This window comes from Pseudomonas sp. (assembly GCF_002796985.1).
In the GTDB taxonomy this organism is placed as follows: Bacteria; Pseudomonadota; Gammaproteobacteria; order Pseudomonadales; family Pseudomonadaceae; genus Pseudomonas.
In genome coordinates this window covers 94,178-111,672 of record NZ_PEKX01000006.1, presented here as the reverse complement: position 1 = coordinate 111,672, position 17,495 = coordinate 94,178, and the positions used below count along the sequence as shown (strand labels likewise).

At 65.7% G+C, this 17,495-nt stretch carries 14 protein-coding genes; 11 read left to right on the top strand and 3 right to left on the bottom strand.

The genetic code is table 11. The features are described from left to right. Positions 1-33 precede the first annotated feature (33 nt). The 8 genes from CTR55_RS05365 to CTR55_RS05330 all read left to right on the top strand — a co-directional run bounded on the left by CTR55_RS05365 (position 34) and on the right by CTR55_RS05330 (position 9,772). A complete protein-coding gene (locus CTR55_RS05365; RefSeq protein ID WP_296284519.1) occupies positions 34-924 on the top strand; it encodes a 2-hydroxy-3-oxopropionate reductase in 891 nt (296 codons plus the stop codon). A gap of 306 nt (positions 925-1,230) precedes the next feature. Beyond that, positions 1,231-2,502, top strand: coding sequence for a glycerate kinase (locus CTR55_RS05360; RefSeq protein ID WP_296284518.1), 1,272 nt, complete (start codon positions 1,231-1,233; stop codon positions 2,500-2,502). Then, entirely contained in the window at positions 2,499-3,929 is a 1,431-nt protein-coding gene (gene pyk, locus CTR55_RS05355) for a pyruvate kinase (RefSeq protein ID WP_296284517.1), read from the top strand. Before CTR55_RS05360 ends, pyk begins: the two co-directional genes overlap by 4 nt. 585 nt (positions 3,930-4,514) lie before the next feature. Beyond that, a complete protein-coding gene (locus CTR55_RS05350; protein ID WP_296284516.1) occupies positions 4,515-5,432 on the top strand; it encodes an urea transporter in 918 nt (305 codons plus the stop codon). 32 nt (positions 5,433-5,464) lie between these two features. Beyond that, positions 5,465-6,319 carry a diaminopimelate epimerase gene (gene dapF / locus CTR55_RS05345; RefSeq protein WP_296284515.1) on the top strand — a complete coding sequence of 285 codons (855 nt, stop codon included), beginning with the start codon at positions 5,465-5,467 and terminating at the stop codon, positions 6,317-6,319. Positions 6,320-6,516: 197 nt separating this feature from the next. Next, positions 6,517-7,761 carry a serine/threonine transporter SstT gene (sstT, locus tag CTR55_RS05340; RefSeq protein WP_296284514.1) on the top strand — a complete coding sequence of 415 codons (1,245 nt, stop codon included), beginning with the start codon at positions 6,517-6,519 and terminating at the stop codon, positions 7,759-7,761. Between the two features lie 90 nt (positions 7,762-7,851). Then, positions 7,852-8,691, top strand: coding sequence for an ion transporter (locus CTR55_RS05335; protein WP_296284513.1), 840 nt, complete (start codon positions 7,852-7,854; stop codon positions 8,689-8,691). A gap of 82 nt (positions 8,692-8,773) precedes the next feature. After that, the gene (locus CTR55_RS05330; protein WP_296284512.1) at positions 8,774-9,772 is read left to right on the top strand and encodes a sulfate ABC transporter substrate-binding protein; all 999 of its coding nucleotides are present in this window, start codon (positions 8,774-8,776) and stop codon (positions 9,770-9,772) included. 161 nt (positions 9,773-9,933) lie between these two features. On the opposite strand, the gene CTR55_RS05325 is transcribed toward CTR55_RS05330, so the two are convergent. Both CTR55_RS05325 and CTR55_RS05320 read right to left on the bottom strand, forming a co-directional pair. Then, positions 9,934-11,031, bottom strand: coding sequence for a P1 family peptidase (locus CTR55_RS05325; protein ID WP_296284511.1), 1,098 nt, complete (start codon positions 11,029-11,031; stop codon positions 9,934-9,936). A gap of 19 nt (positions 11,032-11,050) precedes the next feature. Next, positions 11,051-12,415 carry an APC family permease gene (locus CTR55_RS05320; protein ID WP_296284510.1) on the bottom strand — a complete coding sequence of 455 codons (1,365 nt, stop codon included), beginning with the start codon at positions 12,413-12,415 and terminating at the stop codon, positions 11,051-11,053. 211 nt (positions 12,416-12,626) lie between these two features. Between CTR55_RS05320 and CTR55_RS05315 the strand changes: the two genes are divergently transcribed. The 3 genes from CTR55_RS05315 to CTR55_RS05305 all read left to right on the top strand — a co-directional run bounded on the left by CTR55_RS05315 (position 12,627) and on the right by CTR55_RS05305 (position 15,707). After that, a complete protein-coding gene (locus CTR55_RS05315; protein WP_296284509.1) occupies positions 12,627-13,430 on the top strand; it encodes a helix-turn-helix transcriptional regulator in 804 nt (267 codons plus the stop codon). Positions 13,431-13,589: 159 nt separating this feature from the next. Then, positions 13,590-14,174, top strand: coding sequence for an HD domain-containing protein (locus tag CTR55_RS05310; protein WP_296284508.1), 585 nt, complete (start codon positions 13,590-13,592; stop codon positions 14,172-14,174). Positions 14,175-14,315: 141 nt separating this feature from the next. Then, a complete protein-coding gene (locus CTR55_RS05305; RefSeq protein ID WP_296284507.1) occupies positions 14,316-15,707 on the top strand; it encodes an adenylate/guanylate cyclase domain-containing protein in 1,392 nt (463 codons plus the stop codon). A 336-nt stretch (positions 15,708-16,043) separates the two neighbouring features. Here CTR55_RS05305 and CTR55_RS05300 read toward each other — a convergent pair whose 3' ends face one another. Next, on the bottom strand, positions 16,044-17,345 hold the full coding sequence (locus tag CTR55_RS05300) for a dicarboxylate/amino acid:cation symporter (RefSeq protein WP_296284506.1): 1,302 nt from the start codon (positions 17,343-17,345) through the stop codon (positions 16,044-16,046). Positions 17,346-17,495: the final 150 nt, after the last annotated feature.

Sequence of the window (17,495 nt, the reverse complement as noted above, 5' to 3'; positions counted from 1 at the left end):
CCAGCCTAACAAGAACAACCAGGAGAATTCCTCATGGCCAAAATCGGATTCATCGGCACCGGCATCATGGGCCTGCCCATGGCGCAGAACCTGCAGAAAGCCGGTCACCAGATCTTCGTTTCCACCCACCACGACGCCGCCCCGGCGGCCCTGGTCGAAGCCGGCGCCATCGGCCTGGGCAACCCCAAGGAAGTCGCCCAGGAAGCCGAGTTCATCATCGTGATGGTCCCGGACACCCCGCAGGTCGAAGACGTGCTGTTCCGCAAGGACGGCATCGCCGAGGGCGTGGGCCCGAACAAGGTGGTGATCGACATGAGCTCGATCTCCCCCACCGCCACCAAGACCTTCGCCGAGAAGATCAAGGCGACCGGCGCGCAGTACCTGGACGCCCCGGTTTCCGGCGGTGAAGTCGGCGCCAAGGCCGCGACCCTGAGCATCATGGTCGGCGGCTGCCCGAACACCTTCGAACGCGCCCTGCCGCTGCTTCAGGCGATGGGCAAGAACATCACCCGCGTCGGCGGCAATGGCGATGGCCAGACCGCCAAGGTAGCCAACCAGATCATCGTCGCCCTGAACATCCAGGCCGTCGCCGAAGCCCTGCTGTTCGCCGCCAAGAACGGCGCCGACCCGGCCAAGGTGCGTGAAGCGCTGATGGGCGGCTTCGCCTCCTCGCGCATCCTCGAAGTACACGGCGAGCGCATGGTCAAGGGCACCTTCGATCCGGGCTTCCGCATCAGCCTGCACCAGAAGGACCTCAACCTGGCCCTGGCCGGCGCTCGCGAACTGGGCCTGAACCTGCCCAACACCGCCAACGCCCAACAGGTGTTCAGTACCTGCGCAGCCATCGGCGGCAGCAACTGGGACCACTCCGGCCTGATCAAGGGCCTGGAGCACATGGCCAACTTCTCCATCCGCAAGGACTGAGAAATGCCTTCGCAGGATGGGTGGAGCTTGCGATACCCATCATTCAGCGGTACCGGGATCGATGGGTATCGCTTCGCTCCACGCCATCCTACGAAGAGCCAGTTGTACGGCGGATAACGCCAGCAAGAGCAAAGTGACGGGCGACGTTATGGGAGTGGCTTAGCCCGCCACGCTGCAAAGCGACTCGAACACCCGGCCGTAGGGAATCACGGCCTCGCCGGCCGGGTGTTCGATTCCATCGCTGAGCCTTCTGACGACAGAAGCCTGAGCCATGGAACACCACAACAAGAATCACCGGAGCCTGTCATGAGCCTCGACCCACGCGCCTTCCTGCGCGAGCTGTTCGACACCGCCATCGCCGCCGCGCATCCGGCCCAGGTACTGGCGCAACACCTGCCCGCCGACCAGGGCGGCCGCACCATCGTCATCGGCGCCGGCAAGGCCGCCGGGGCCATGGCCGAAGTCGCCGAGAAGCACTGGAACGGCCAGGTCGAAGGCCTGGTAGTTGCGCCCTACGGCTACGGAGCCGAGTGCCGCAGCATCGAAGTGGTGGAAGCCTCGCACCCGGTGCCGGACGACGCCGGTGAACGCGTCGCCCGTCGTGTGCTGGAGCTGATCAGCGGCCTCTCCGAGAACGACCGCGTGATCTTCCTGCTCTCCGGCGGCGGCTCCGCCCTGCTCGCCCTGCCCGCCGAAGGCATCAGCCTCGACGACAAGCGCAGCGTGAACAAGGCGCTGCTGAAATCCGGCGCCGCGATCAACGAAATGAACTGTGTGCGCAAGCATCTCTCGGCTATCAAGGGCGGCCGCCTGGCCCGCGCCTGCTGGCCGGCCAGCGTGTACACCTACGCGATTTCCGATGTGCCCGGTGACGAGGCCACGGTGATCGCTTCCGGCCCCACCGTGGGCGACCCGACCACCTCCGCCGATGCCCTGGCAATCCTCAAGCGCTACGCCATCGACGTCCCGGCGCACGTGCGCACCTGGTTGGAAGACCCACGCTCGGAGACCGTCAAACCCGGTGACGAATGCCTGTCGCGCAGCCACTTCAAGCTGATCGCCACGCCCCAGCACGCCCTCGATGCAGTCGCTGCCAAGGCTGAAGCCGCCGGCATCCCGACGCTGATCCTGGGCGACCTGGAAGGCGAATCCCGCGAGGTGGCCAAGGTCCACGCCGGCATCGCCCGGCAAATCCGCAAGCATGGCCAGCCGATGAAGGCGCCGTGCCTGATCCTCTCCGGTGGCGAGACCACCGTGACCGTGCGCGGCAACGGCCGTGGCGGACGCAACGCCGAGTTTCTCCTCAGCCTCACCGCCGACCTCAAAGGTGAACCGAACCTCTGGGCCCTGGCGGGGGACACCGATGGCATCGACGGCATGGAAAGCAACGCCGGTGCCCTGATGAGCCCATGCAGCTACAGCCGCGCCCTCAAGGCCGGCCTGAACCCGCTGCACGAGCTCGACAACAACAACGGCTACGGCTTCTTCGCCGAACTGGGCGACCTGGTGATCACCAAGCCGACCCGCACCAACGTCAACGACTTCCGCGCCATTCTGGTCCTCGAGAACGACAAATGACCCCTGACAAGAAAGTAAAGATTCTCGCCACCCTGGGCCCGGCGATCAAAAGCCGCGACGACATCCGCGCCCTGGTGGAAGCCGGCGCCAACCTGTTCCGCCTGAACTTCAGCCACGGCGAGTACAGCGACCACGCCCAGCGTTTCGCCTGGGTACGTGAAGTGGAAGCCGAGCTGAACTACCCCATCGGCATCCTCATGGACCTGCAAGGGCCGAAGCTGCGCGTGGGTCGTTTCGCCGAGGGCGCGGTACAACTGCAGAAGGGCCAGACCTTCACTCTCGACCTGAACGACGCACCAGGCGACGACAAGCGCGTCACCCTGCCCCACCCGGAAATCATCCAGGCGCTGGAGCCGGGCATGAGCCTGCTGCTGGACGACGGCAAGATTCGCCTGCAGGTGCTCAACGCCCACAGCGATGCCATCGAGACCCGCGTGATGAACAGCGGCGAGCTGTCCGACCGCAAGGGCGTCAACGTCCCGGAAGCGGTGCTCAAGCTCAGCCCGCTGACCGCCAAGGATCGCCGCGACCTGACCTTCGGCCTGGAGCTGGGCGTGGACTGGGTAGCCCTGTCCTTCGTGCAGCGCCCCGAAGACATCGAGGAAGCCCGCGAGCTGATCGGTGACAAGGCCTTCCTCATGGCCAAGATCGAGAAGCCCTCGGCGGTGCAGTCCATCGAAGCCATCGCGAAGCTGTCCGACGCGATCATGGTCGCCCGTGGCGACCTCGGCGTGGAGATGCCGGCCGAGAGCGTGCCGGGCATCCAGAAGCGCATCATCCAGGTCTGCCGCCAGCTCGGCCGTCCGGTGGTGGTGGCGACCCAGATGCTCGAATCGATGCGTTTCTCCCCGGCGCCGACCCGCGCCGAGGTGACCGACGTTGCCAACGCCGTCAGCGAAGGCGCGGACTGCGTGATGCTCAGCGCCGAGAGCGCCTCGGGCCAATACCCGCGCGAATCGGTGGAAATGATGGCGAAGATCATCCGCCAGGTCGAAGCCGAGCCGGACTATCAGGCCCAGCTGGAGCTCAACCGTGCCGAGCCGGACGCCACCGTGTCCGACGCCATCAGCTGCGCGATCCGCCGGATCAGCCGCATCCTGCCGGTGGCGGTGCTGGTGAACTACACCGAGTCCGGCGCCTCGACCCTGCGCGCCTCCCGCGAACGGCCCAAGGCACCGATCCTCAGCCTGACCCCGCAACTGAAATCCGCCCGCCGCCTGACCGTGGCCTGGGGCGTCCATTCGGTGGTCAACGCGCAGCTCGCCCATGTCGACGAGATCTGCTCCACCGCCCTGGACATCGCCCTGGCCCAGCGCATGGCGCGCCGTGGCGACACTGTGGTGATCACCGCCGGCGTGCCCTTCGGCCAGCCGGGCAGCACCAACATGCTGCGGATCGAGACCGTAGCACCGGCATTGGGGGCTTAAGAAAAGCCAGAGCCCCTCACTCCAACCCTCTCCCGCAAGCGGGAGAGAGAGCTGATCGGAGTCGCCGGCAAGTGTGGCGCTCCTTGAAATACCGCGCAGCCTGAACGTACCGGGTAGCACCGGACTGATAGCCACACCGAACGGCCCCCTATCCCTCTGAGAGGGGCGCGCAGCCAGGGCTGGGGTGAGGGAAAGCAGGCTGGCAGGAGAAACACCGAGTTCAGGAGCCACGCCACCGCGCGTGCCTCCGCACCGAGTCACTTCCGGACGGACGGGGCCGGGAATACGGGGCCGCGTCCCCGTCCGTCCGGGATTGACCTTGCTACTGAGTGCTTCAGCAGCAGAAACACGAGTACCGAATGCTTGTCGGTCCATGGCCCCCACGCAGCAACTCCCAATGCTGGCCATGGATTTTCGAGGCTGTTCGCGGTGATCCCGCGGGCAGCCTCTTTTCTTTTTCCAGACCCGTGGCGCGGCTCCGTATGGCGGCGTCACAAGGTTCTCACGCAGCGCCCGCCGATGGGGCCTCGATGCCCTACACCCAACGAGGCGCTGCGGAGTCACTTTCAACTGCCCAGAACCAACATGCCCCTGAACCCGTTCCCCCCGAAACAGCAGCTCCGTACCCGGCTGATCGGCTTCGGCCAGATCTACCTGCAGGCCGACGCCCGTTTCGGCCTGATCCTGCTGCTGACCATCGCCTGGTCCGCCCCGCACCTGCTGCCCGGCGCACTGCTGGGTGCGCTGCTCGGCCCGCTCACTGCGCGCTTCGTGCGTGAATCGCAGGCAGATATCGACGCCGGCCTGCACGACTACAACCCGATCCTCATCGGCCTGCTGCTGCCCTTCCAGTTCCAGTGGTCGCTGGGGCTGGTGATGCTCAGCGTCGCCGCCATCCTCACCAGCGTCGCCGTGCAGGCCGTGCTGCTGCGCCAGTCGCGCCGGCGCTTCGGCCTGCCGGCCTATACCTCGGCCTTCGTGCTGCTGGGCTGGGTCTCGGTAGCGCTGGGCAAGGCGCTCGGCCTTGCACCAGCGAGCGGCATCGCCTGCCTGTCCTGCGGCGTGGCCAATCCGCTGCTGGACTCGACCGCGCAGGGCTTCGGCGAAGTGATCTTCCTCGGCGAACCACTCGCCGGCCTGACCATCGCCCTCGGCCTGCTGCTGGTGGAACGTCGCGCCGCCTTCTGGGCGTTGGCCGGCGCCGCCGGAGCACTGGCCATGGCACCGCTGTTCGACCTGCCGGCCGCCTCGGCGCAGGCCGGGCTGCTCGGCCTGAACGGCGCGCTGGCCGGCATAGCCCTGTCGCTGCGCTTCCGCAGCCCGCTGGCGCCACTGTGCGGCATTGCCCTGGCGGTGCTGCTGCAACCCTGTTTCGCCCTCGTCGGCCTGCCCGCGTTCACTGCGCCCTTCATCCTCGCCTGCTGGCTGGTCATCCTCGGCCAGCGCGCGCTGGAAGCGCTGCTGCATAACCTGGGAAGGGAAAACAGCGAGCCGCGTGTATAGTCGGATTCATCTTTCGGCGACGGATCGCGGCGATGAACTTCGTGAAATACCAGGCCCTGGGTAACGACTATCTGGTCTACGCCGGCACCGCGCCATTCACCCTGAGCGCGGCACAGATCGGCCGCGTCTGCGACCGCCACCACGGCATCGGCTCCGATGGCATCCTGGTGGCGAATCACACGGACAACGCCTTCGGCCTGCGCATCCTCAACCCCGACGGCTCCGAAGCGGAGAAGAGCGGCAACGGCCTGCGCATCTTCTCCCGCTACCTGTGGGACGGCGGGCTGGTCGCCGACCAGCCGTTCGCCATCGTCACCGCCGGCGGCACCGTCACCAGCCAGGTGTTCGATGAGGGCCGCACCGTGGAGGTGTCCATGGGCCGGGCCGAGTTTTCCTGCGCGAAGATTCCGGTGCTGATCGACGCCCCCGAGGCGCTGGACTATCCCCTGGAAATCAATGGACCACTGGAAGTCGACGGCGTGGCGCTGAAGATCAACGCCGTCTCCATGGGCAACCCGCACTGCGTGGTGTTCGTCGAGCAGACCAGCCGCGAGCTGGCCTGCCGCCTCGGCCCGCTGCTGGAAAACCACCCACTGTTCCCCCGGCGCACCAATGTGCAGTTCGTCCAGTGGCTGTCCCGCAACGCCCTGCGTGTGGAAATCTGGGAGCGCGGCGCGGGCTACACGCTCTCCTCGGGGACCAGCAGTTGCGCAGCAGCCTCGGTGGCGCGCCGACTCGGCCTGTGCGACGAGCACATCGACCTGCAACTGGCCGGCGGTCGCCTGAAAATCCGCGTCGAGGATGACTTCCAGGTCACCATGCGCGGCGCCGTGCAGCGGGTCGCCGCCATCGACCTGGACCCGGAAGCCTTCGTCGAACTCGGCTGAGAGCCAGCCTATTGCCAAGGCGACCGGCATGGATCAATGCCGGCCCAAGCTCGCACACTCAGACTGCAACCCGACACCTGCCGAAACGCAAGTGGACCGTTCAATCGACGGGTAACCGCGCATTTCCCGGCATCAGACGGCATAATCCGCGACCTTTCGCACCCTGTGCGATCCCACTTCCAGCAGCGAAAGATGCCATGACGCTTCCAGCTCCCACCCTCCTGCAGCGGCTCAAGCGCACCAGCCTGGTCCTGCGGATCTTCATCGGCATGCTCTGCGGCATTGCCCTCGCCGTGCTCTGGCCGCAAGGCGCCGTAGCCGTCGGCTTGCTCGGCAAGCTGTTCATCTCCGCCCTGAAGGCCGTGGCACCAGTGCTCGTACTGGTGTTGGTGATGGCTTCCATCGCCAACCACAAGCAGGGCCAGCGCACCCATATCCGGCCAATCCTGCTGCTGTACCTGATCGGCACCTTCGCGGCAGCCGTGGTCGCGGTGATCGCCAGTTTCACCTTTCCGTCCACCCTGGTGCTGCACGCGCCGGCCAGTGAACTGTCGCCACCCGGCGGCATCGGCGAAGTCATGCGCTCGCTGCTGTTCAGCGTCACCACCAACCCGGTGAAGGCACTGCTGGAGGCGGACTTCATCGCCATCCTGGCCTGGGCCATCGGGCTGGGCATCGCCCTGCGCCACGCTCGCCAGAGCACCCGCGACCTGCTCGATGACATGGCCAGTGGCGTGACCCTGATCGTCCGTGTGGTGATCGCCTTCGCCCCGCTGGGCATCTTCGGCCTGGTGGCCGGCACCATTGCCGAATCCGGTTTCGACGCACTGCTCGGCTACCTGCACCTGCTGGCCGTGCTGCTGGGCTGCATGCTGTTCGTTGCGCTGGTGGTCAACCCGCTGATCGTCTTCACCAAGCTCCGTCGCAACCCTTACCCGCTGGTGCTGACGTGCCTGCGCGAGAGCGGCATCACCGCCTTCTTCACCCGCAGCTCGGCGGCCAACATCCCGGTCAACCTGCAACTGTGCGAACGCCTGGGCCTGCACGAGGACACCTACTCGGTGTCGATCCCGCTGGGCGCCACCATCAACATGGCCGGCGCGGCGATCACCATCAGCGTGCTGACCCTCGCGGCGGTGCACACCCTCGGCATCGACGTGGACCTGCCCACCGCCATCCTGCTCAGCGTGGTCGCCTCGGTCTGCGCCTGCGGCGCATCCGGCGTGGCTGGCGGCTCGCTGCTGCTGATCCCGCTGGCCTGCGGCCTGTTCGGTATTTCCAGCGAAGTGGCGATGCAGGTGGTGGCGGTCGGCTTCATCATCGGCATCCTCCAGGATTCCGCCGAAACCGCGCTGAACTCCTCCACCGACGTGCTGTTCACCGCCGCGGCCTGCCTGGCCGAGGGCGACGTGGACGAGCCGCCGGCCGGCGAGCGCGCCTGACCTGACATTCTCAAACGCGCGCGGGGGCGGCTACGGCTGCCCCCGCGCATCTCGGCTAAGGTGTCTGAATCCCCTGACGTGGATTCCCCCATGGCCGATTCCCCCCGCTGGCGCCAGCGCCTCTACGTCATCATCTTCCAATCCGACACCGTCGCCGGCCGGCGTTTCGACAGCGTATTGCTGATCGTCATCCTCACCAGCCTGCTGGTGGTGATCCTTGATAGCGTCGACGACATCAGCCTTGCCTACGGCAGCCTGCTCAGCGACATCGAATGGGTGATCAACGGCCTGTTCCTCATCGAATACCTGCTGCGCCTGTACTGCTCCCCCAAGCCGCTGCGCTACGCGCTGAGCTTCTACGGGCTGATCGACCTGCTGGCCGTGGTGCCCGGCGTGGTTGCCATCTTCTACCCGAACGCGCAGTACCTGCTGGCCGTGCGGGTGGTCCGCGTGCTGCGCATCTTCCGCATCCTCAAGCTGCGCCAGTACCTGCGCCAGGCCGACTTCCTGCTCACCGCGCTACGCGGCAGCCGACAGAAGATCACGGTGTTCTTCGTCTCGGTGATGAGCCTGGTGACGGTGTTCGGCTCGCTGATGTACGTAGTCGAAGGCCCCGAGCACGGCTTCACCAGCATCCCGCGCGGCATCTATTGGGCCATCGTCACGCTGACCACCGTGGGCTTCGGCGACATCACCCCGAAAACCCCGCTGGGCCAGGCCATCGCCAGCCTGGTCATGCTCACCGGCTACTCGATCATCGCCGTGCCCACCGGCATCTTCAGTGCCGAACTGCACAACGCCATGCGCCAGGAGCGCGCGCCGGGGCAACTGGACAAGCCCTGCCCGGCGTGCGCCAAGACCAGCCATGAGCCGGAAGCCGCATTCTGCTCGCGTTGCGGCAACGCACTTTTTCCGCGGCCCAGCGAATAAGCAAATAGCCTTTAAGTATTTAAGTGCCATATAACCTGCCGGCATAATCGACACCCAACAACACTGCCAAAAGGAACTGCTCGTGAAACGTCTGTTCAGCGCCTCGCTGCTGGCCGCCGGCCTCGCCCTGGCTTCCGCCGCCCAGGCCGCCCAGCCCCTGCTCAACGTCTCCTACGACGTGATGCGCGACTTCTACAAGGATTACAACGCCGCCTTCCAGAAGCACTGGCAGGCCGAGAAAGGCGAGAAGATCACCATCCAGATGTCCCACGGCGGTTCCAGCAAACAGGCCCGCGCAGTGATCGACGGCCTGCCGGCCGACGTCATCACCATGAACCAGGCCACCGACATCGACGCCCTGGCCGACCACGGCGGCCTGGTGCCCAAGGACTGGGCCACCCGCCTGCCCAACGACAGCGCGCCCTTTACCTCCGCCACCGTGTTCATCGTGCGCAAGGGCAACCCCAAGGGCCTGAAGGACTGGGACGACCTGGTGAAACCGGGCGTGCAGGTCGTGGTGCCGAACCCGAAGACCTCGGGCAACGGCCGCTACACCTACCTCTCTGCCTGGGGCTACGCGCAGAAGCACGGTGCCGATGAAGCCAAGGCCAAGGCATTCGTCGCCCAACTGTTCAAGAACGTCCCTGTGCTGGATACCGGCGGCCGCGCGGCGACCACCACCTTCATGCAGAACCAGATCGGCGACGTGCTGGTGACCTTCGAAAACGAAGCCGAAATGATCGCTCGCGAGTTCGGCCGTGGCGGTTTCGAAGTGGTCTACCCGACCGTCTCCGCCGAAGCCGAGCCGCCGGTGGCCGTTGTCGACAAGGTGGTCGACAAGAAAGGCACCCGCGCCGAGGCCGAGGCCTACCTGAAGTACCTGTGGTCCGACGAAGGCCAGACCATCGCCGCGAACAACTACCTGCGCCCGCGCAATCCGGAAGTGCTGGCCAAGTTCTCCGACCGCTTCCCGAAGGTGGACTTCTTCTCCGTGGTGAAGACCTTCGGCGACTGGCGCACCGTGCAGAAGACCCACTTCGCCGACGGTGGCGTGTTCGACCAGATCTACACCCCGAACTGATCGGCGGTACGGGAAAGGCAAAAGCCGGAGCTGCCCAGCAGCTCCGGCTTTTTTATTGCTGTTCGCAGGATGGGTGGAGCGCAGCGCAGCGATACCCATGCTGCATCGGCACAGGGCCAATCAATGGGTATCGCTTCGCTCCATCCTACAAATGCGTCACGTCATCTCTTCCAACCGACTTCGCGCAGGGCCGCCAGCAACCGTTCCCCGCTCAGCGCCGGCACCAGCACGCCGTCATCGGTGCGCATGTCCTTGCCGGCCAGCAGCGCGTTGACGATGGCTTCCTCCACGGCCTCGGCTGCCGCCGCGAACAGCGGCGAGATGTGGTCGTTGTTGACCATCTCCAGGGCCGTGGTGAACGGCAGGTCCTTGCGCCCGTAGTCCGCCAGCGGCAGGTCGCGATTACCGGTGGCGAAGGCGAGGAAGATGTCGCCGCTGGAATCGTCGGTGCCACCGCCGGTACGGGCGATCCCCAATGAAGCGCGCTGCGCCAGGCGCTGGCACTGGTGCGGCAGCAGCGGCGCGTCGGTGGCGAGGATCACCACGATGGAGCCCATGCCCGGCGTACCTTGCTCGGCGAAGGGCGAAGGCAGGTCGCCCAGGTGGCGGCCGACCGGGTAACCATCCACCCGCAATTCGCGGCGCTGACCATGGTTGGCCTGCACCAGCGCGCCCACCGTCCAGCCGCCCTGCTCCGCCGGCAACTTGCGCGAGGAGGTGCCGATGCCGCCCTTGAACTCGTGGCAGATCATCCCCGTGCCGCCACCCACCGGGCCTTCCCGCACCGGGCCGGGTTCAGCCGCCGCCAGCGCCTCGCGCACCTGCTCGGCACCAACGTGCTGGCCCCAGATGTCGTTGAGTAGGCCGTCGTAGGTCTCCATCACCACCGGCATGCACCAGTAGACGGACGGGTCCGCCAGCTCGGCGTGCTCGGCGGCGATCAACGCATCGCGCACCGCGCCCACGCTGTGCGTATTGGTGATGGCGATGGGCGTGGTCAGCAGCCCCGCCTCGCGAATCCACTCAAGGCCGGTGGCGTCACCGTTGCCATTGAGTACGTGGCAGCCGGCGAAGCAGGGTTGCTGGCGCGCCGCGCCGTCGCGTGGTTGCACTACCGTGACCCCGGTGCGCACGGCCTTGCCGTCACGCTCGCCGATCAGGGTGCTGTGGCCGACGCGGATGCCGGGCACATCGGTGATGGCGTTGAACTCGCCGGGCGTGCCCAGGCCGAGGGTGATGCCGAGTTGACGAGCGCGCATGCTGTCTCCTTGGAAAGGTTCAGAGCTTCTGGAAGGCCGGGCTGAGCTTGCCGTAGGTGCTGTAGAGAATCACCGACACGGCCAGTATCCCGGCAATGATCATGACGTCCCGCGAGGAAGCGTCGAGCAACAGGTTGAGCAGCAGGTAGCCGGCACCGACCACCGCCAGCATCGCCGGCAGCGGCCACAGCGGCATGCGGTACGGATGCTCGCGGTCGCGGCGCAGCACGCGGCTGAACAGCGCGCAAAGCGCTACCACCAGGTAGACCATCACCAGCAGCAGGACGGTGAAGGAGGTCAGCTCCTCCAGGTTCGAGCTGAAGCTCAGCGCGGCCGAGGGCACGCCGAGGAACAGCGTGGCGATCCAGGGCGACTCCCAGCGCGGATGGATGCGGGTGAAAGCGCGGTTCATCAGCGGCGTCCACAGCTCGTCGCGGCCGCTGCTGAAGATCACCCGGCCGACCTGGATGACGATGGCGACGATGGCGTTGAACACCGAGAGGAAGATGCCGGCGCTGACCAGCCGCGACAGCGTTTCGTTGCCATGGGCGGTGAGCAGGTAGCCGACCGGGTCGGGGCTGGCGATCATGTCTTTCAGCGAGGGCGCGCCCAGCAGCAGCGCGGTCAGCGGGACGATCTCGATCACCACCACCAGCACCAGCGACCAGATCACTGCGCGGTGCACGCTGCGCCCGCCGCACTTCATGTCCTCGGCTAGCAGCACCGCGCCGCCGAAACCGTTGTAGGAGAACAGCGCGGTGCCCACGGCGCCGATCACCAGCGCCCAGGGCGCAGCGGCCAGTATCCCGCCGTCGATATGCTGTGGCTGCACCAGCACGCTCATTGGCTGGCTGACGTGGCCGAAACCGAGCACCACGATCACCAGCAGTGCCGCCACTTCGCAGAGCAGGAACACGCCGGTGATCCAGGCATTCACGCGGATGTTGAGGATGCCCAGCACGTAGCTGGCGGCGACTATTACCAGGGCGACGGTCTGGGTGTCGAAGTTCGTTCCCAGGGCGTTGTTGAGGTAGGTCGCCGCGCCCGTCGCCAGTACCGGCGGGATGAACAGCAACGAGACCAGCACGGTAAGGAAGGTGGCGTAGCCAGCGAGACCACCGAACACGCGCTTGGCGTAGACGTACTCGCCGCCGGCGGAGCTGTGGGCGCGGCCGAGTTCGGCGTAGCACCAGGCGAACATCAGGGCCAGGAACCCGGCGAAGACGAAGGCCAGGAAGGCGCCGCTGCCGGCCTGCTGGATGGCGAAGGGAGCGATGACGAAAACGGAGCTGGCGGGGGTGACCGCCGAGACGGTGATGGCGACTACGTCGAGCACGCCCAGGCTGGGCTTGAGCGCGCTCGCTGGCGCAGGGGAAGCGCTCATATCGTTGTTTCCTCGTGTTGTTATTGGTGGCTGAGGCAGGAACGAAAACCTTGTTGCGCCCTCTTGCTCGGGGCGTCAGGTGGCGCTGAGTCTGTGCGGGGTACGCGCAGCGGCCAATCACCATTTGGGGTTACGCCCCCTTGACGGCGGGCGGGTAAAAGGAGGAAACCGTGGGCCCAGTCCCCCTCTCTGCACTGGAGAAAACCCGCCGATGCACACCCTGTTCCGCGAGGTCGGCATGCACGCCAACCTCGGCCGCGCCATCGAGCAGATCGGCCAGCCGCGTTTCTGGAAACAACTGGTCCTGCTACTGCACCAGTGGCTGCCGTTCGATAACGCCCTGGCGATGTTCTACCCGGCCAGCGGTACGCCGGTGGCGCTGGAGGAATACGACGCCGAGCCCACCGCCGGGCCCGCGGCCATGGCCATCTACCTCGACGGCCTGTTCCAACTCGACCCGTTCTACCAGGCCTGCCGCGAGGGCGTGCCCAGCGGGCTGTACCGGCTGGAAGAAATTTCCCCGGACCAGTTCCGCCAGAGCGAGTACTTCCTCAGCTACTTCCACGACAACGTGCTGGAGGACGAGGTGCAGTTCATCCTCCAACTGCCCGGCGAAGGCGCTCTGTCGCTGTCGCTGGGCATGCGCAGGTTGTTCGACGGCGAGCAAACCGGCCTGCTGGCGATGCTTTGCCCCTGGGTGCTGGCACTGATGCAGCAGCACTGGCAGCAGCGCCGCCAACGCCTGCTGCCGGGTGCCAATGACGGCGTGGCGGTGCAGGTACGCGATGCCCTGAGCCACTTCGGCGCGGGTGTGCTTTCCGAGCGCGAGCTGGAGATCGCCCGGCTGATCCTGCGGGGTTACTCCTCCAAGGCCATGGCCGAGCGCCTGGCGATATCCCCGGAGACCGTCAAGGTCCACCGCCGCCACCTGTACAACAAGCTCGACATCTCCTCGCAGCCGGAGCTGTTCTCGCTGTTCCTGCAGTCGCTGGGCCACGACCCGCAGAACCCTTGAGCGTTTCTTCTGGCCAGAGCGGCCGCCATCCGCGCGGCTGATGCCACGCCATTCGCGCCCACCGGGACACCCCGCTGGCGCTGCACGGACACTACCGCCGCTGCGACAGGCTTCTAGACTGGAGCCGTCCCCCTCCAACAATCACAAGAGGACAGCCTGATGAACGCACGCGCCCACTTCACCCACATGGAAGACGGCAGCGCCGAGGACTGGGCGATCATCGCCAAGGACTTCGGCCAGTACGCCGCCCTCCTGCCCGACCGCATCCTGACCCACCTGCGCCTGCTCGACGGCGACTTCGGCGGCTTCCCGGTGGATCGCCTGACCCACTCGCTACAGACCGCCACCCTGGCCCACCGTGACGGCCGCGACGAGGAGTACGTGGTCTGCGCCCTGCTCCACGATATCGGCGACACCCTCGGCTCGTTCAACCACGCCGACATCGCCGCGGCCATCCTCAAGCCGTTCGTCAGCGAGGCGAACCTGTGGATGATCGAGAAGCACGCGATCTTCCAGGGCTACTACTTCTTCCACCACCTGGGTCTGGACCGGCACCTGCGCGAGCAGTTCAAGGACCACCCGCAGTTCGAGCAGACCATCGAATTCTGCGCGCGCTACGACGCCGCCGCCTTCGATCCGGACGGCGAAGTGCTGCCCCTGGCGTTCTTCGAACCCATGCTGCGGCGGGTCTTTGCCCAGCCCCGCCGCTCGATCTACCAGAAGCCCGACGGCACGATGGCCTGAGGGTCCCGAGGTGACCGGCGGTCCGCGGCGAAGAGTGTCGAACCGTCGCTGGCCCCGGGGACTGCGCATGGAATAAGATTCCCCCAAAATCAGACGCGCAATTGGCCACGAGCCTACGCGCACTAGGGAAGTTTCTTGCGCATGAAGCCTAACGTTCTCGAGCGCTCCAGCAGTTCGCTCACCCCCGTTCCCCTGCGCGAATACCATTCCCGCGTGCTGGCCTATATTGCCGTTGCCGCAACCATCACCGCCGGCACCGTTGCCAAGTATTTCGGCTACGACATCCTCTGGATGATTCCGTATGCCCTGCTCTACCCGCACCTCGCCCAGCAGGTCAGCCGCCGATTCAAGCGCGACCACCCGCAGCGCACCCGCCTGGTGCTGCTGTTCGTCGACGCCCTGCACGCCGGCATCGCCACCACACTGCTGGGCTTCTCCGAAGTGCCCAGCCTGATGCTGGTGCTGGTCCTCGCCTTCTCCGCGCTGATCATCGGCGGCCTGCGCTCCCTGGGCCTGGCGCTGCTGGTGGCACTGAGCGCCGCGGTGCTCAGCGCCGCGCTGATCGCCCCAGCCTACAAGGGCCAGACGCCAAGCATCGTCGCCCTGGTCAGCGTACTGTTCTCCACGCTGTACATCTGCGTTACCGCCTTCTTCGTGCACCAGCAGGGCCTGCGCCTGGCCCTGGCCCGCTCGGCCATCACCCTGGAGCAGGAAAAGGCCGCGCGCCTGGCCAGCAACCTGGCCAAGTACCTGTCGCCGCAGGTGTGGGAATCGATCTTCAGCGGCAAGCGCAGCGTGCGCCTGGAGACCCAGCGCAAGAAGCTCACGGTGTTCTTCTCCGACATCAAGGGCTTCACCGAGCTGTCCGAGGAGCTCGAAGCCGAAGCCCTCACCGACATGCTCAACAACTACCTCAACGAGATGTCGAAGATCGCCCTGAAATACGGCGGCACCATCGACAAGTTCGTCGGCGACTGCGTGATGGTGTTCTTCGGCGACCCGGCCACCCAGGGCGCGAAGAAGGATGCCGTGGCCGCCGTGTCCATGGCCGTGGCGATGCGCAAGCACATGAAGGTCATGCGCCAGCAGTGGCGCGCCCAGGGCATCACCAAGCCGCTGGAGGTGCGGATGGGCCTGAACACCGGCTACTGCACCGTGGGCAACTTCGGCGCCGATACGCGCATGGACTACACCATCATCGGCCGCGAAGTGAACCTCGCCAGCCGCCTGGAAAGCGCCGCCGAAGCCGGCGAGATCCTCATCAGCCACGAGACCTACTCGCTGGTGAAGGATGTGCTGATGTGCCGCGACAAGGGCCAGATCACCGTGAAAGGCTTCAGCAAGCCGGTGCAGATCTACCAGGTGGTCGACTTCCGCCGCGACCTGGGTTCCAACCCCAGCTTCGTCGAGCACGAGGTGCCGGGCTTCTCCATGTACCTGGACACCAACAACGTGCAGAACTACGACAAGGAACGGGTCATCCAGGCGCTGCAGCAGGCGGCGGAGAAGCTCAAGGACAAGATCATTCTCTGATCGTCCGGCTCCCTTCCTGCAGCAATGCGCCCTCCTCGCTGACGCCCACCCGATCGCGGACGAAGTCCTCTCCTACGCTCGCCGGGTAGGCTCTGGTTGCCGGTGTCCGGCCTCCTCATTCTCGACCGGTCGAAGGCACGGAGCATCTGTGGGAGCGAGCTTGCTCGCGAACCCGCCCGACTCCGCTGCTTGCTGGAAACCATTCGCGAGCAAGCTCGCTCCTACGAAGAACCTGGCGCAAACCACTCGCCCATAAAAAAGCCCGCTCAAATGAGCGGGCTGGAAAGGCTCCGGTGCTTCACGTTCACCGGGCCGAATTGCTCGTTGGGAAACCCGTCAGGAAGGCTGCAGCTCCGCCGAGTTGCCCGGGCCAGCGGCCAGTTCCGCAGACAGGGTCTTCTCGTCCAGCTGCTTGCACCACTTGGCGACCACGATGGTGGCGACGCCGTTGCCAACCAGGTTGGTCAGCGCGCGGGCCTCGGACATGAAACGGTCGATACCCAGGATCAGCGCCAGACCGGCAACCGGCAGGTGGCCGACCGCGGACAGGGTCGCAGCCAGTACGATGAAGCCCGAACCGGTGACACCGGCGGCGCCCTTGGAGGCGATCAGCAGCACTACCAGCAGGGTCAACTGGTGGCCGATGTCCATCGGGGTGTCGGTAGCCTGGGCGATGAACACGGCGGCCATGGTCAGGTAGATCGAGGTGCCGTCCAGGTTGAACGAGTAGCCGGTGGGGATCACCAGGCCGACGACGCTCTTGTCGGCGCCCAGCTTCTCCATCTTGGCGATCATGCGCGGCAGGGCGGATTCGGAGGACGAGGTGCCCAGCACGATCAGCAGCTCTTCGCGGATGTAGGAGATGAAGCGCAGGATGTTGAAGCCGTGGGCGCGGGCAATGCCGCCAAGCACGACCAGCACGAACAGCAGGCAGGTGATGTAGAAGCACAGCATCAGCTGGCCCAGTTGCACCAGCGAACCAAGGCCATAGGCACCGATGGTGAAGGCCATGGCACCGAAGGCGCCGATGGGAGCGACCTTCATGATCACGTTGATGATGTTGAACATCACGTGGGTGATGCGATCGATGAACTCGAACACCGGCTTGCCGTAGTCGCCCAGGCGGTGCAGCGCGTAGCCGAACAGCACGGAGAAGAACAGCACCTGGAGGATGTCACCGTTGGCGAAGGCGCCGACCACGGTGCCCGGGATGACGTTCATGAAGAAGTCGATGGTGCTCTGCTTCTCGCCTGATGCGATGAAGCCGGTGAGCGCCGCGTTCTTGTTCATTTCGGCGGTCAGCGTGGCGACGTCGGCGTGCATGCCGGCGCCCGGCTGGACCACGTTGACCACGACCAGGCCGATGATCAGCGCGATGGTGGAAACGATTTCGAAGTACAGCAGTGCCATGCCGCCCGTCTTGCCCACGGCCTTCATGCTCTGCATGCCGGCGATGCCGGTCACCACGGTGCAGAAGATGATCGGCGCGATGGCCATCTTGATCAGTTTGACGAAGCCATCGCCCAGCGGCTTCATCAGTTTGGCGGTGTCGGGGTAGAAGTGGCCGAGTGCGATACCGATGGCGATGGCGATCAGTACCTGCACGTACAGGCTTTTGTAGAAGGGTTGCTTGGTCATGGCAGCTCTGTCCTCACGGGTGAGTGCTCCCTGGGGGAACACCACACCGAACGCGTTATCTCCCTGCAATGGGAGAATTTGTTTTCAGGGCATGCCAGACGGCAGGCCTTGAGCGCATATCGCAAGTGCTGTGCCAGACCTTAAAAAAAT